Raw genomic sequence first — 14,346 nt, forward strand, 5'->3', positions numbered from 1 at the left:
CGGAAGACGCCTGCTTGCCCCTCTTCCCCCCTGCTCCCACACGGGGAGAAGGGAGCAGTGGCGCCCCTCTCACCTCTTGTCTCTTACCTCTACCCGGACGCGGAAGACGCCTGCTTGCCCCTCTTCCCCCCTGCTCCCACACGGGGAGAAGGGAGCAGTGGCGCCCCTCTCACCTCTTGTCTCTTACCTCTACCCCGACATGGTGCTATAATGACCGTCCGTACAGGAGGAGCGTCATGCCGTCGCCATTTCCCGGGATGGACCCGTACCTCGAAGGTGAATTGTTTCAGGAGTTTCACGAACGCCTGACGCACCAGATCAGCGTCGAACTGATGCCGCAGATCCAACCCTGCTACGTGGCGCTGCTGGCGAAGCGGTATATTCTCGACCGTCCGGCGGTCGGACTGTTTGGCGCGCCTGATCAGCGGGTCTTCTATCCCGACGTGCACGTTGTTGAGCGGCGCTTGAAAGAGAACAAAGCGCCGTTTGCGGCGACGCTCGCAGTCGGCGAACCGACGGTCTCGCTTCCAGGCGCGTTGGAGACGCCCCAACTCAGCGTCGAGATCCGCGATGTGGCGGAACAACGCCTGGTGACCCTGATCGAAATCCTGGCGCCAGCCAACAAGTCTGGCGCCGGATACGACGAATACCAGCGCCGCCGGCTGGAATTGCTCAAAACTGAAACTCATCTGCTGGAGATCGATCTGCTGCGCCAGGGGACGCGGATTGCATTATACGGCACGCCGCCAGTGCCCTATTACGTCTATCTCGGTCGCTTCGAGCAACGCCCGCACACTGACGTCTGGTGCGCTTTTTTCGACAAACGCCTGCCGCACGTGTCGATTCCGCTGCTGCCGCCGGACGCTGGTGCGGCGATGGACCTGCAACGCGCCGTTGATGCCTGTTTCGCGCTGGTCGGGTATGACCTGTTGATCGATTATACGCAACCGCCGTCACCGCCCGCAATGAGCGCTGAGGAACTCGCCAGGATCGATGAGCGCCTGCGTGCAGCAGGCGTGCGACGTGCAACGACTGTATGAAATCGAAACCGACACACCGCGTTGTGGTGACCGGAATAGGCGCAATAACGCCTGTTGGCATCGGCGTGACGGCCTTCTGGAACGCTTTGCTGGAAGGACGTTCCGGCGTCGCGTATGCCACACGCTACGATATCACCACGATCCCTTATGTCATCGCTGCTGAAGTGCGCGATTTCGATCCGCGCGACTTCATGGACGCAAAGGCGGCGCGGCGCATGGCGCGTTTCGCGCAGTTCGCGGTCGCGGCGGCCGGCGAGGCGCTCCGCGATAGTGGATTGAACCTCGAAGCCATCGACCGGACGCAGATCGCAGTCGATGTTGGCACGTCGCTCGGCGGCACGGCTGAGGTGGAAGAACAGGCGCTCGCATTCGAAGCCAGAGGACGCCGACGGGTGGACGCCTTCTACATGCCAACGTTCATTTACAACATGGCATCGTGCCAGGTGGCGATGCAATACCGGCTGCACGGTCCCACGACGACGCCGGTGCTCGCGTGCGCCACCGGCGCCTACGCGATTGGCGAAGCGGCGCGCATGGTGCATTGCGGCGATGCGTTGATTGCGGTCTGTGGCGGAACTGATGCGGGAGTAACCGCGCTCAACGCCATGGCATTCGGGGTCATTGGCGCGATTGCGCCGCCTGGCGACGATCCGGCGCGCGCCGTGCGCCCATTCGATGCCAACCGCAAAGGGACGGCTGGGGGCGAAGGGTGCGGCATCCTGGTTCTCGAACGGTTGGAGTACGCCCTGGCGCGTGGTGCGCGCATCTACGCCGAAGTCACCGGATTCGGCGCAACGGAAGACGCCTACCATCTGACCGCGCCTGCGCCTGGCGGCGAGTTTGCCGCGCTCGCTATCAGTCGCGCCATCGAAGATGCCGGGTTGCGCCCGGAGGATGTCGATCATATCAGCGCCCACGGCACCGGCACCCCGCTCAACGACACTGCCGAGACTGCTGCGATCAAGCGCGCACTCGGCGATCATGCGTACCGCGTGACGGTCAGCGGCATCAAGGCGATGGTCGGGCATACAGCGGGCGCCGCCGGCGCGCTGGCGGCTATTGCATGTATTAAAAGCATCGAGACCGGGATGGTCCCGCCCACAATCAACTACGAAACGCCCGATCCGACCTGCGACCTCGACTATGTGCCCAACCAGGCGCGCCGCCAGGATGTGCGAGTAGCGCTTGCCAATGCATTCGGTTTCGGCGGACAAAACGCCGTTGTCCTGTTTCGACGGTATGAAGACGATTACTAAGCGCCGATCACAGGTCGGGTTGACCTACTTCGAGCGGGTGCTGGAACGGCGTCGCGAGGCCGACCCGGTGGCGCTCGCCGCTTTTGGCCGGCATGTTCACTTCGGGTTCTGGGACGACCCGGCGCATGCCGATGGTTCGATCGCCGATTTCGTGCGCGCCGCCGATGCGCTGACGCTGCGGATCATCGAGGCGGGCAATGTGCGCTCCGGTCAGCGCGTCCTCGACGTTGGCTGCGGCATCGGCGGCACGCTGGCGCTGCTCAACGAACATTTCGATCAGGTTGAATTGCTGGGGCTGAATATCGACCCGTTGCAGATCGAGCAGGCGCGCCACATCGCCTGCGCTCGCCCTGGCAACATGGTCGATTTCTCGATTGGCGACGCTATGCGCCTGCCTTACGCCGATGAGTCGTTCGATACGGTGCTGGCGGTCGAGTGCAGTTTCCATTTTCCCAACCGTGAAACGTTCCTCCGTGAAGCGCACCGCGTGTTGCGCCCCGGCGGACGCCTGGCGCTCTCGGATTTTGTGCCGACGTGGATGATGCGGACTGCGCTCTGGATGCTTGGCGGAACCATCGAGCGCATCATCGAGCCGAGTTTTGGACCGTTCGACCTGAGTTATACGCTCGACGTCTACCAGCGCACGGCACAGCGCATTGGCCTGCAACCAATCGTGATCGACAACATCACGCACGGTCTGCTGCCCACGTTTCCGATCTGGCGCAAACTGATCCGCTACCTGCTGCCGGATCATTACGGCATGGCGGAACTCTTTACCGTTTTTGGCTGGCTGCACCGCCTGCGCCTGATGCGCTACATGGTGCTGGCATTCGAGAAAGAAGCGCAACAGAAAGCGAGCGAAGCGACATGATCATCATTGGCAGCAGCAATGGCAGCGCAGGCATTGCCGCTGGATGGGCCATTCTGCAGGCGGGAGGCTCGGCGCTCGACGCCGTCGAAGCGGCGACGCGGCTGGTGGAGGACAATCCCCACGATCATTCGGTCGGCTACGGCGGGTATCCGAATCTGCTTGGCGAGGTCGAACTCGATGCCTCGATCATGGACGGAACCACGCTGCGGGCAGGTGCGGTCGGGGCGCTGAAAGGGTATCGTTACGCCATCAGCGTGGCGCGGCGGGTGATGGAGGACCTGCCGCATGTCATTCTAGTCGGCGAGGGAGCGATGCGTTTCGCCGCCGAAATCGGCATGCAACGCGAAAACCTGCTGACGGAACATGCCGAAAAGGTCTGGCGCGCCGGTCTCGAAGGGCGCGCGATGATCGACTGGCAGGGCGTCTCCGAGCTGGTCGCCGCGCTGTTCCGACGTAGCGCCACACTGACGACAGACCCCGAACACGTGACCGGAACGGTCAACTTTATTGCCCAGGATCGCCAGGGACGGATTGCATCGGCGGTCAGCACCAGCGGGTGGGCATGGAAATACCCCGGACGCCTTGGCGACTCACCGATCATTGGCGGCGGCAACTATGCCGACGACCGCTACGGTGCGGCGGCGTGCACCGGCTGGGGCGAGGCGGCGATCCGCGCAGCGACAGCGCGCAGCGTGGTGCTGTACCTCAAGGCGGGCTATCCGCTCGAAGAGGCGTGCCGTGAAGCCTTTCGCGATCTTGCGCCCATCCTGCGCGGCACGCCGAACGTCATGAGCCTGGTGGCTATCGACCGGCATGGCAACCACTGCGCGATGACCACGGCGGAAGAGCGCACCTGCGTCTATCAGGCTGATGGCATGGATCACTTCGTCGAACTGCCGCGCATCGTCGTATCCATCGACTGAGCAACGCACCGGTCGGTATGCTATAATCCGGCGGATGACAGGAGTGCTCGCCGGATCATGCGATGCTATCTGGTTGCCATTCTACTGATTGCTGCGTTGCTCGCCGGGTGTGAGTCGCGCGGCGCGCCCGACATCTCTTCAGCCCCGACAAACGTCGCAAACGCTCCCAGTGTCGGACCACTCCTCCTCTGGCATGGATGGTCGGGCAGTGATCGGCAGGCGCTTGGACGCCTGGTTGAGCAGTACAACCGTCAGCAGAGCGATGGGCGCATTGTGCTGCAATCGGTGCCGCTGGCGAGCTTCGCCGCCGAACTGCGCGCATCTGTCGCTGCGGGCAGCGGTCCGCACCTGATTCTTATTCCCAATACCTGGATCGGCGGGCTGGCGGAAGCGGGAGTGCTCCTTCCACTCGATGATCTGATGCCAGCCCAGGAGATCGATGCGCTCCTGCCGGTGACGCTGGCGGGAGCGCAGGCGCGCGACGCCGCCGGCACAGTACGGCTTTATGGCGTACCTGTGCGCTTCGACACGCTGGCGCTCTACTACAACGCTGCTAATCTCACCGAGCCTCCCGCCGATACCGCAACCATGCTCGCCATTGGACGCGGGTTGAGCGACCCGGAAGCCCAACCGCCGATCTGGGGGCTGGCGCTCAATCTGTCGCACGACAATATGATTGGATACCTGTATGCCTTCGACGGGCGGATGTTCGATGACGAAGGGCGGGTTGCGCTTGGCGAAACCGGTCGCGCCGGCGCCGAACAGTGGCTTTCCTGGCTGATCGCACTTCAAAACGACGCGCGCATCCTGGCGCGGAGCGAGAGCAGCATCCTGGTCGATCGCGAGTTGAAGGATGGACGCGCCATTATGACGTTCGATTGGGCGCATCAGATGAGCGTCTATCGTGGTCTGTGGGGCGAGCAGATCGGTCTTGCGCCGCTGCCGCGCCTGAGTGAAACGGGACAAGCGCCACGTCCATATGTGCGTGCCGATGTTCTGGCGATCAACAATCTGGCTGGGGCAAACGAGCGCGTGGCGGCTGCACGGTTTATCCGTTTCATGATCAGCGAAGAAGCGCAGACCATTCTGCTGCAAAGCGATATGCAGCCAGCGTCGCGCCGCCTGGCGTTGACCGGCGACTCACCGCAGGAGATCGCGGCGCGGGTGTTCCGTACTCAGGCGGAACAGGGGCTGCCCATGCCCAACTCAAGTGCGCGCGCCTTTGTGGAACAGGAAATCAAGCGGATGCAGCGTCAGGCGTTGCTCGGTCTTACGACGCCGGCCGACGCCGTGACCGAAGCCGACCGCCGGCTGCGCGAACGATTGGAACCTTCCGCACCGGCGCCTTGATTGCGAACGCACGAGCCTGCGGCGGTTTATGGTTTGTGTAAAGAGATTGTCTACAGTATAATACCCGGTAATCGTACAGTTTACACTTCATTCGTCGCTTTCTGCAGGCGCCCCGGCAACCGACAGGGGTTGCAGCGCGCTTAAGCGAGCGCATCATCATTCAGCACCCGGCGCGAGGGCGAAGAACGCATCACATCGGGAGGACGGGGTGAATTCAACCTCGATCGTGCTGGTCAACGCGCACGCACTGTTTCGTGAAGGGTTGCGCCATCATCTGGCGAGTTCAACCGATTTCCGCGTGATCGGCGAAGCAAGCAATGGTCAGCAGGCGATTCAAATCGTCGACTTGCTCGACCCCGACATGGTCGTGATGGAGGTGGACCTGCCAGGAGTCAATGGTCTCGAAGTCTCACGCGCCATCAAACGTTCGCATCCGCATATTCGCATCGTTCTGCTGAGTTCGACGATGGATGGGCAGGAAGTGGTCAAAGCCATTCGCGCTGGCATCGCTGCCTGTGTGCCGCGCAACATCGCTCCTGAAAAGTTAATGCAGACGCTGCATCAGGTGCGGCGCGGCAATTATCCGATTAATGATCTGGTGCTCTCCTCGCCAGACGTTGCGGCGCAGGTGTTGAGCGCCTTTCGCCAGATGGCGGCGGAAGAGGATACGCAGAGCATCTACTCGCCGCTCTCGCCGCGTGAGTTGCAGGTGCTCGAACTGGTCGCCGCCGGGCGCACGAACAAGGAAATTGCTAAACTGCTCGACATTTCCAACCAGACGGTTAAGAACCATATCTCGTCGATCCTGCGCAAACTGGCGGTCAATGATCGCACGCAGGCGGTTGTCTATGCCATGCGCCGCGGCTGGATTAAGGTTGCGCTTCCCGGCGACCCGCTGACATAGTTGCGCTTTTCGGCAGACGTGTTATGCTGAGAGAAATGGTGGAACGTCGTTGCTGTCATTGTCAAGCCGCAATCCCATGGTTCCCGCCCACGCGACCCGTCGTCGCCCTGAAGTCTGGTGAGACGACATGACCCGAATTCGTATCGTCCTCTTGATCATACCCTTTGTGGCGCTGGCGCTCACTGCCTGTGAACAACTCTCGATCGCCGAACAGGAACGCATCCGCGAAATTGAAACGGTCGAAGCTTCGACGCCAACAATCACGCCCATTCCGCCAACCAACACGCCGACGCCGCTGCCGCCCACCCCAACATCAACTCCTGGTCCGACGCCGACGCCGCTGCCGCCTACCCCAACCGCTACGCCGACGCCGACGCCGCTGCCGCCCACTCCGACGCCAAACCCGATTCTGGCGCAGTTCAGTCTGTGCAATCAGCAGGCTGGCGACCCATCGAGCGGGCGGTTCAGTATGCGGGTGACGACAATTACAGCCACAGTCGAACCGTTTTTTGAGCGCCTCGAACTCGCGCTTGACGTTCCTGCCGACTCGGCGCAACCGCACGCCTCGGCGCGCTGCCGCCCGGCGCCTGCCGCCCCCCAGACTATCGGCGAGGCTGAGGTGGCTGGCGCCTATCTCATCGAAGTTCAGCTCGATGGATGGCTGCGCGATGATGCGTTCCGTGCATCGCTGGCGACACGGACCGTGCCGTTGAGCGGCACACAGGTCATACGCGCTGCCGCGTTTCGGGTTCCCTCCGGCGCAACTACAGGCGCACAGCTGGTTATCGGCGTCGATCAGCCGCTTCCGTTCCGCGTGCGCCTGGAAAATAATCCGTTGCGTCTGGTCGTCGATGTAGCGACGAGCGGACCAGTCAGCCAGGCGAGCGACCTGCTGCGCATTCCGGCAGGCGCAGCGGCGGCGCCCGCTGCACCAATCTTCTACCTTGCGTCTGGCGATATCTGGCGCATCAGCAATGGCGCAACGGAAAATCTGACCGAACGCCTCCGCGCCGGGCAGTTCGGTGATGTGACAGCGCTGGCTGCGCGCCCGAATGCGCGGATGCTCGCCTTCTGCGCGACGGCGCCGGGCACGGTTGCAGCGGATGCCGCCGCCGCTTCGACCCTGTGGGTGCTGGAACTGGACAATGGTTCGATCCGCCAGTTGACGCCGCCGCCGCGCGGACGCTCGTGCGCCGATCCGGTCATGTCGCCGGATGGAACAACGATCGCTTATGCGGTTGATGAGGCGGGGGTGTCGCCGCCGCAACTGCGCATTTTCTCGGTACAGGTCTTTCCCGGCGCGCCTGCCGTCGTTCTGACCCCATCCGGCGATGAGTGGAGTCGTTACGCACCGCAATGGCTCGATGATGCGCGTCTGATCTACGCCGCGATCGCCGAGGATGGTCGGAGGACGTTGTTCCTGCGCGAATCCGATGGAACCGAACTCGATATTGGCATGGCGCTGCTGGTGTCGGGAGCAGGCGGGCAGCGCAGCGCCCGGTACGATGGATTTGGTCGCCCGATGGCGGCACCCGATGGCAGCGCCATTGCTGTCGAAGCATTCCGTATCGACAGCAGCGGCGCTGACCTGCTTATTCTGAACCGGTCGGGCGCCGAGATCGAACGTCTCAGCCCAATTGCCGCAGGGTTCTGGAATCGCCCAGTCGCCTGGAGCGCCGACGGGACGCTCTACTACCTCTCCACCGCCTGCGCCAGCGATGCGGTGTATGAGTACACGCTGCACGCGCGAAACGCCGACGGCGCTGACCGGGTGCTGGCAGCCGGCATTGCTGCCGGCGGTCTGGGGACCTTCACCGCACACCAGAATGCACTGGCGTATGTCACCTTCGACCGTCTACCGGAGGGACCGGCCGGTCCGCTCCATGTTGCGCCTGATGAACCGGCTGCGCTCTGGTACTGGGACCTGACGGGCAATGTGCGCGTGCGCCTGGTGGAAACTGATCGCGCAATTACTGCTCTGGCGCCATGATGGAGATCCTCGGCATCGATATTGGCGGCACGTTTACCGACTTCGTACTGCTGCGCGACGGACGTGTGCGCATCTATAAGATTCTCTCAACGCCCGATGACCCGGCGCGTGCGTTGCTGGAGGGTGTCGATACGCTCGGCGCACCGGCAGCCGTCGTTCATGGCACGACGGTGGCAACCAATGCGCTGCTCGAGCGTCGCGGCGCCGCCACTGCCCTGATTACGACCAGCGGCTTCGGTGATGTGCTGGCCATCGGGCGCGGCAACCGACCGGCGCTTTATGATCTGAATGTGACTCGTCCCGATCCGCCGGTTCCTGAAGCGTGGCGCTTCGAACTGGTTGAGCGCATGCTGGCTGATGGACGTGTGCTGACCTCGCTCGACGACGATGAACTGGCGCGCCTGATCGCCTGGATCGACACGCAGCCTGTCGAGTCGGTTGCGATCTGCCTGATCCACAGCTACGCCAACCCTTGTCACGAAGCGCGCGTTGCCGCAGCGCTCGAACAGGCAGCGCGCGCGTCGCAGCGCGTCCTCTTCATTTCGGCATCGCATCGCGTCCTGCCCGAACCACGCGAATACGAACGCACCAGCACAACCGTCGTCAATGCCTATGTCAGCCCGGTCCTCGGACGCTACCTGGATCGTCTTGGTCCGGCATTGACAGCGCGCGGAGTGCGCTCTATCCGCATCATGGCCTCCGACGGCGGGAGCATAGGGCTGGTGACCGCCCGTGAACTGGCGGCGCGCACGACGCTCTCCGGTCCGGCAGGCGGTATTGTTGGCGCATACGCGGTTGCACAGCGCGCCGGTTTCAGCCGGATCATCACCTTCGATATGGGAGGAACGTCCACCGATGTTGCACTGATTGACGGGGCGCTGCCGCGCACATCGGAGTCGCACGTTGGCGGGCTGCCGGTGCGCCTGCCGAGCCTGGACATCCACACGGTGGGTGCGGGAGGCGGCTCGATTGCCAGGGTAGACGCTGGCGGCGCGCTGCGCGTCGGTCCACAGAGCGCTGGCGCCGATCCGGGACCGGCATGCTACGGGCGTGGGACGCTGCCGACCGTAACCGATGCCAACCTGCTGCTGGGGCGCCTCCAGGCAGACCATTTCCTGGGTGGACGAATGACGCTCGACGTGGAGCGGGCGCGCACGGTATTCATGGCGCTGGCGCAAGACCTGTTCGGTGCACAAAACCCTGGTGACGAACGGCGGGCTGCGCTTGGCGTGGTGCGCGTCGCCAATGCCCTGATGGAGCGCGCGATCCGGGCAATCTCCGTCGAGCGCGGCGATGATCCGCGCGACTGCGCGCTGGTCGCATTCGGCGGCGCAGGACCGCTGCACGCGGCGCATCTGGCGGCTGCGCTCGGCATTCGCACCGTGCTGGCGCCGCGTTATCCGGGAGTGTTGTCGGCGCTTGGCATGATCGCCGCTGATGTGACCCGCGAGAGCAGCCGGGCGTTGCTGACGACCCTCGATGCGCTCGATCCTGCAACCCTCGCCGCGCACATCGCCGTGCTCGCAAACGAGGCGCTGGCGGCGCTGGCAGCCGACGGCGAGGACCCCAGAGGCTGCCATATCGAGTGCATGCTCGACCTGCGCTATGCTGGACAATCGTATGAACTCCCCACCCCGCTGGAGAGCGGCTGGGAAACATCAGCGGCGCCGCTGGCAGACCTGGCGGAACGATTTCACGCATTGCACGAACGGCGTTACGGGCATGCCATGCGTGAGCGTCGCATCGAAGTAGTGACACTCCGGGTACGGGCGGTCAGCCCACGCAACGCCATCGATTTCGCGCCGGAGGAGTTGCCGCCGCGTACAGCGCCATTGCAGCCGCGTGTTGTGGTGCAGGCTGCGCTGACCGGTGACACAGCAACACTCGAACCCGCGCCACTATACGAACGCGACGACCTGCGCCCCGGCGACACGATCGAGGGTCCGGCAATTATTGCCCAGTTCGACGCGACGACGATTGTGCCGCCAGGCTGGCGCCTCGTTGTTGATGCCGACCTTAACCTGCTGATGACGACGCTGCCGCCTCAACCGTCTCCTGCTGCTCTTCCTGCCTGATCAACTCAACTTCGATATCGATCTCCACCTCGTCGCCGACGAGCACCCCGCCGGTCTCCAGCGCTACATTCCAGGTCAATCCCCAGTCTTTGCGGTTGATCGTCGTACTGGCATGAAAACCGGCGCTGACCGTGCCCCACGGCGAACGCGCCTGACCGTTGTATTCGACATTGAGCGTCACTTCGCGGGTCACGCCGCGGATGGTCAGGTCGCCGATCAGACGCCCGTGCGACGTGTCCAGCATCTCGATGCGCTTGCTGACGAAGGTGATGTATGGATAATTGGCGATATCGAGGAAATCCGGCGATGTCAGGTGCCCGTCGCGCTTTGCATCGCGCGTGTTGATACTGGCGACTTCAATCTGAACATTCACCGATGAATTGGCAGGGTTCTGCTCATCTGCCGTGATCGTGCCATTGAAGCGGTCGAACCGCCCGCGCACTTTCGAAATCATCATATGGCGGACAGTAAACTGAATGAGGGAATGACTGTCGTCAATGATCCACTGAGCCATGCCTGGCGCTCCTTTTGCTGAAAGATTATTCACATGCAGTGTAGCATTCCCGCATCAACAGCAGCGTCAACATGAGCGTGAACACGTTGCAAGTGACTCTTCAGCCCGGACGATATCTGCCAGAAGGCGACGGCGACCGCCGCTTTCGGCGATTGTACGCGCCTGTGCGAGCACGCTGCGCGCCTCGTTGGGCGGGAGGAGCGGCGCCAGCCAGACGCGGATCTGTGCGGCGAGATGGCGGGCGCCCAGCGTATCGGCGCGCGCCAGGGCTGCAGAAAGGTGGTGAATGGCGAGCGTGGTGCGTCCCCGCCTCAACGCAACCAACCCAAGGTTGGCGGTGATTCCAGCCACACGTTCAGGAACATCCAGGCGTTCGGCGAGGGTCAGTCCCGCCAGCCAACCGGCTTCAGCCGCGTCGAGGTCGCCGCGCGCCAGTTCAATCTCACCCCGCGTCGAAAAGAGATATGGTTGAAGACCTGGCGCGCCGTACTCGCTCGCCAGGCGCAGCCCTTCCTCCAGCCAGCGTTCGGCTTCGTCCAGATGCCCTTGCAGGTGCAGATGGTAGGCAAGGTTGTTACGTGCCAGGATGCGCCATGTGAGCGATTCTGAACGATCGGCGGCGCTGTCGGCGGCTGCCAGCGCCTCGCGGTAGGAGGCAATCGCCGTGGAGAGGTCGCCCTGCTGGGCGGCCACGCCGCCGAGTTCGAAGCGCACCTGCGCCAGTGCGACGGGATCGGGCGCGGGTTGGGCGAGGATCAGGCGCGCCGCTTCACGCAAACGGAGCGCAGCGCCGACCAGGTCGGATCCTTCCAGCGACAGCGCCGTTCCCCACAGGAAGAGTGCGGCGATGCGTTCATTGATCTCGCCTTCACGTTCCAGCCCGCGCACCGCTTCGATCATTTCGGCATAGCGTCCCTGTGGCGTCAGCGCACGCGCCAGGTTCAAACGCGCCCGGCGCATCTCCGCAGGCGTGCGCGCCAGCGCGAGACACTCGTGGAAACGCTCTGCCGCCTGCGCCGATCTGCCTCCCATCAGCAACGCTTCACCCAGGTTCATCAGTGCATCGAACCGCTGCCCGGACGCAACGCCTGCCAGCGCCTGTTCGTAAAATGCAATCGCTTCCGTCCAGGCGGCGACGTTCGCAGCACGGCGACCGGCGCGCAGCGCGTAGGCTGCGGCGCGCTCGGGAACTCCGCCTTCGGCGAAGTGCCAGGCAATCAACCCCGCCACATCGTCCAGCCGGTCGCGGTTGAGCGCCTCAAGCGCCTCGGCGACGCGCCGGTGCAACGCCCGGTGGCGCGGCTCGCCAACCTCGCGCTGCGCCACTTCCATCGTCAAACTATGGTCGAACTGAAAGCGACCATCGGGCAGCGGCTCGATGAGCCGGGCAGCGCGCAGTTCATCGAGCGCGTCGAGCGCCGCGGTTTCAGAAAGGGCAGCCGCGCGCGCCACCACATCGAAGGAAAACACTCGCCCAATCACCACCGCCGTGTCGAGTACGCGCCGCGCTTCCTCGGAAAGACGCGCCAGACGCTCCTGGATCAGGCTGTACACCGACATTGGCACGATTGGAACGTCGGGCAGAATGGGGCTCAACCGCCCATCGGCGGAAAGCAGTCCGGTTGCGCGGGCGTGGCGCACGAGTTCCGCGATAACAAAGGGGTTGCCTTCGGTGTTGCGATACAACCACGCCGCCAGTCGCTGCGCGTCCTGAGCGCTCAGCGCACGCGCCAGCGCTTCAGTTTCGGCGGTGCTCAGGCGACGCAGCAGCACACGCCCCAGGCGCCCTTCACGAAGCAGCGTATTCAGCAGCACCCGCAGCGGCGCCTGATGCTCTGTCGTGCGCGCAGTTGCAATCAGGCGCACTGGCGCATCCTCAACCCGCCGTACCACATACCCCAGAAGCCCAAGACTGCTGGCATCCGCCCAGTGGAGATCGTCGAAGAGGAGCATCAGCGGCTGCTGGCGCGCCAGTGCGATCAACAATCGCGCCACGCTTTCCCAGAGACGCGCTTCGTCCGCCTGCGCCGCCGCCGGTATTCCGGGCGTCAACTCCGGCAACAGCCGCGCCACCTCGCCGAACCAGACTGGTTCGAGATTGAGCCGCGCCCGTAGATCCATCCAGTTGGGGCGCGCCAGAAGATCGCGCAGCAATCCAATCCAGGGCTGGTAGGGCAACCCCTGCTCCAGTTCGCGCGCAGCCGTGATGAGGGTCAATCCACCCTGCGCAGCGTATCGTTCCAGCGCTTCGAATGCCAGGCGGGTCTTGCCGATGCCGGTTTCGCCTTCGATCAGTGTCAGACGCCCCGCGCCAGCCGCCTCGATCGCTTCCATCTCCGCCGAACGCCCGATGAATGGAAGCGACGATGGCAAGGTGTAACGCGCTGCCGGCGGTCCGTTGCTGGAAACGGCCGGTTGATCATCCCGTTCAACCCTGACGCTGCGACGCTGTTCCAGCGCACGATCGACCAGGCGATCGGTCACGATCGCATCGTAGAGTTCACGGGTTTCACGCATCGGCGGTACGCCCAGTTCGGCGTCGAGGATATCGCGCAGGCGCTCGTAGCGGCGAATGGCGCCGACCCGGTCGCCTGCCAGGTAGTGCAGACGAATAGATTCACGTTGCAGGTCTTCCTGAAGCGGATCGAACGTCAGCGCGCGATCGAGCGCCGTCAGCGCCGCAGCGAAATCACCGCGCATCTCGGCGGCGCGCGCCAGGCGCGTGTATCCACGCACCGCCAGCAGGCGCACCCGTTCACGCTCCGCTTCGAGCCAGTCGGTGAACTGTGGTGCATCGGAAAGCGTGAAGCCTGCCAGGAAATCGTCACGGTAGCGCGCCAGCGCGGCAGCCAGCGTCGCTTCATCGGCAGCGGGCGCTGTCACGGCATCGACCAGCGCACGATAGTCTACATCGACATCGAATGCGATCGTCAGTTCCTCATCGCCTTCGATGACCGATCCAAGCGCCCGGCGCGCAGTGTGGAGCGTGGTGCGGAGCAACTGCCGGGCAGCGGCGCGTTCGTGGGCGTACCAGAACAGGTCCATCAAACGTTCGCGGTGAACAGGTTTGCCCTGCGCTGCCAGATAGTAGGTCAGTGCGCGAACGCGACGGCGCGTCACCGTTATAGGGACGCCATCGGACAGGATCTGCGGCGGACCGAGAAGGAGAATGGTGAGCATAACGCCTCCAGCAGGATGTGCATTATACCAGGGGTTAGGAATTAGGGGTTAGGGGTTAGAGCCTGTTATGCACTTCAGAGAGAAACGTGGTATGATTTCAGTATGACACGTAAACCCTATCCAAGCGATGTGAGCGACGAGGAGCGGGCCTTCGTCGCTCCCTCCCTGACCTTCATGACCGAAGACGCCCCGCAGCGCGACCACTCGCTGCGCGAGGTCTTTAACGGATTGCGCTGGATCGTC

The 14,346-nt window shown here is 63.6% G+C and carries 10 protein-coding genes and 1 pseudogene; 9 read left to right on the forward strand and 2 right to left on the reverse strand.

Annotated elements, in window-relative coordinates:
• Positions 1-236: 236 nt before the first annotated feature.
• The 8 genes from AC3EA7_RS07925 (at position 237) to AC3EA7_RS07960 (ending at position 10,409) form a co-directional block, all read left to right on the forward strand.
• Complete coding sequence (locus AC3EA7_RS07925; RefSeq protein ID WP_488613501.1) at positions 237-1,040, forward strand: DUF4058 family protein; 804 nt, start codon at positions 237-239, stop codon at positions 1,038-1,040.
• Positions 1,037-2,296: a beta-ketoacyl-ACP synthase II gene (gene fabF, locus AC3EA7_RS07930; RefSeq protein WP_488613502.1), complete on the forward strand. Its 1,260-nt coding sequence runs from the start codon at positions 1,037-1,039 to the stop codon at positions 2,294-2,296. Before AC3EA7_RS07925 ends, fabF begins: the two co-directional genes overlap by 4 nt.
• Positions 2,280-3,167 carry a class I SAM-dependent methyltransferase gene (locus AC3EA7_RS07935; protein WP_488613503.1) on the forward strand — a complete coding sequence of 296 codons (888 nt, stop codon included), beginning with the start codon at positions 2,280-2,282 and terminating at the stop codon, positions 3,165-3,167. The genes fabF and AC3EA7_RS07935 overlap by 17 nt, the downstream gene beginning before the upstream one ends.
• Entirely contained in the window at positions 3,164-4,090 is a 927-nt protein-coding gene (locus AC3EA7_RS07940) for a glycosylasparaginase (protein ID WP_488613504.1), read from the forward strand. The genes AC3EA7_RS07935 and AC3EA7_RS07940 overlap by 4 nt, the downstream gene beginning before the upstream one ends.
• A gap of 57 nt (positions 4,091-4,147) precedes the next feature.
• Positions 4,148-5,440, forward strand: coding sequence for a sugar ABC transporter substrate-binding protein (locus tag AC3EA7_RS07945; RefSeq protein WP_488613505.1), 1,293 nt, complete (start codon positions 4,148-4,150; stop codon positions 5,438-5,440).
• A 208-nt stretch (positions 5,441-5,648) separates the two neighbouring features.
• Positions 5,649-6,344 (forward strand): LuxR C-terminal-related transcriptional regulator, encoded by a 696-nt coding sequence (locus AC3EA7_RS07950; RefSeq protein ID WP_488613506.1) that lies wholly within the window; start codon positions 5,649-5,651, stop codon positions 6,342-6,344.
• Between the two features lie 127 nt (positions 6,345-6,471).
• Positions 6,472-8,334, forward strand: coding sequence for a TolB family protein (locus AC3EA7_RS07955; RefSeq protein WP_488613507.1), 1,863 nt, complete (start codon positions 6,472-6,474; stop codon positions 8,332-8,334).
• The gene (locus AC3EA7_RS07960) at positions 8,331-10,409 is read left to right on the forward strand and encodes a hydantoinase/oxoprolinase family protein (RefSeq protein WP_488613508.1); all 2,079 of its coding nucleotides are present in this window, start codon (positions 8,331-8,333) and stop codon (positions 10,407-10,409) included. Before AC3EA7_RS07955 ends, AC3EA7_RS07960 begins: the two co-directional genes overlap by 4 nt.
• Here the strand turns inward: AC3EA7_RS07960 and AC3EA7_RS07965 are convergent.
• A complete protein-coding gene (locus tag AC3EA7_RS07965; protein WP_488613509.1) occupies positions 10,351-10,923 on the reverse strand; it encodes a YceI family protein in 573 nt (190 codons plus the stop codon). The genes AC3EA7_RS07960 and AC3EA7_RS07965 overlap by 59 nt on opposite strands.
• A gap of 66 nt (positions 10,924-10,989) precedes the next feature.
• Positions 10,990-14,103 carry an ATP-binding protein gene (locus AC3EA7_RS07970; protein WP_488613510.1) on the reverse strand — a complete coding sequence of 1,038 codons (3,114 nt, stop codon included), beginning with the start codon at positions 14,101-14,103 and terminating at the stop codon, positions 10,990-10,992.
• 102 nt (positions 14,104-14,205) lie between these two features.
• Between AC3EA7_RS07970 and AC3EA7_RS07975 the strand changes: the two are divergent.
• Positions 14,206-14,346: pseudogene (locus AC3EA7_RS07975) on the forward strand (IS5/IS1182 family transposase); the annotation flags it as partial.

The sequence above is a fragment of the Roseiflexus sp. genome, assembly GCF_057785375.1.

Coding starts and splice junctions, on each gene's coding strand:
- fabF (WP_488613502.1), top strand. CDS start 1,037: ATGAAATCGAAACCGACACACCGCGTTGTGGTGACCGGAATAGGCGCA.
- AC3EA7_RS07945 (WP_488613505.1), top strand. CDS start 4,148: ATGCGATGCTATCTGGTTGCCATTCTACTGATTGCTGCGTTGCTCGCC.
- AC3EA7_RS07925 (WP_488613501.1), top strand. CDS start 237: ATGCCGTCGCCATTTCCCGGGATGGACCCGTACCTCGAAGGTGAATTG.
- AC3EA7_RS07955 (WP_488613507.1), top strand. CDS start 6,472: ATGACCCGAATTCGTATCGTCCTCTTGATCATACCCTTTGTGGCGCTG.
- AC3EA7_RS07965 (WP_488613509.1), bottom strand. CDS start 10,923: ATGGCTCAGTGGATCATTGACGACAGTCATTCCCTCATTCAGTTTACT.
- AC3EA7_RS07970 (WP_488613510.1), bottom strand. CDS start 14,103: ATGCTCACCATTCTCCTTCTCGGTCCGCCGCAGATCCTGTCCGATGGC.
- AC3EA7_RS07940 (WP_488613504.1), top strand. CDS start 3,164: ATGATCATCATTGGCAGCAGCAATGGCAGCGCAGGCATTGCCGCTGGA.
- AC3EA7_RS07960 (WP_488613508.1), top strand. CDS start 8,331: ATGATGGAGATCCTCGGCATCGATATTGGCGGCACGTTTACCGACTTC.
- AC3EA7_RS07935 (WP_488613503.1), top strand. CDS start 2,280: ATGAAGACGATTACTAAGCGCCGATCACAGGTCGGGTTGACCTACTTC.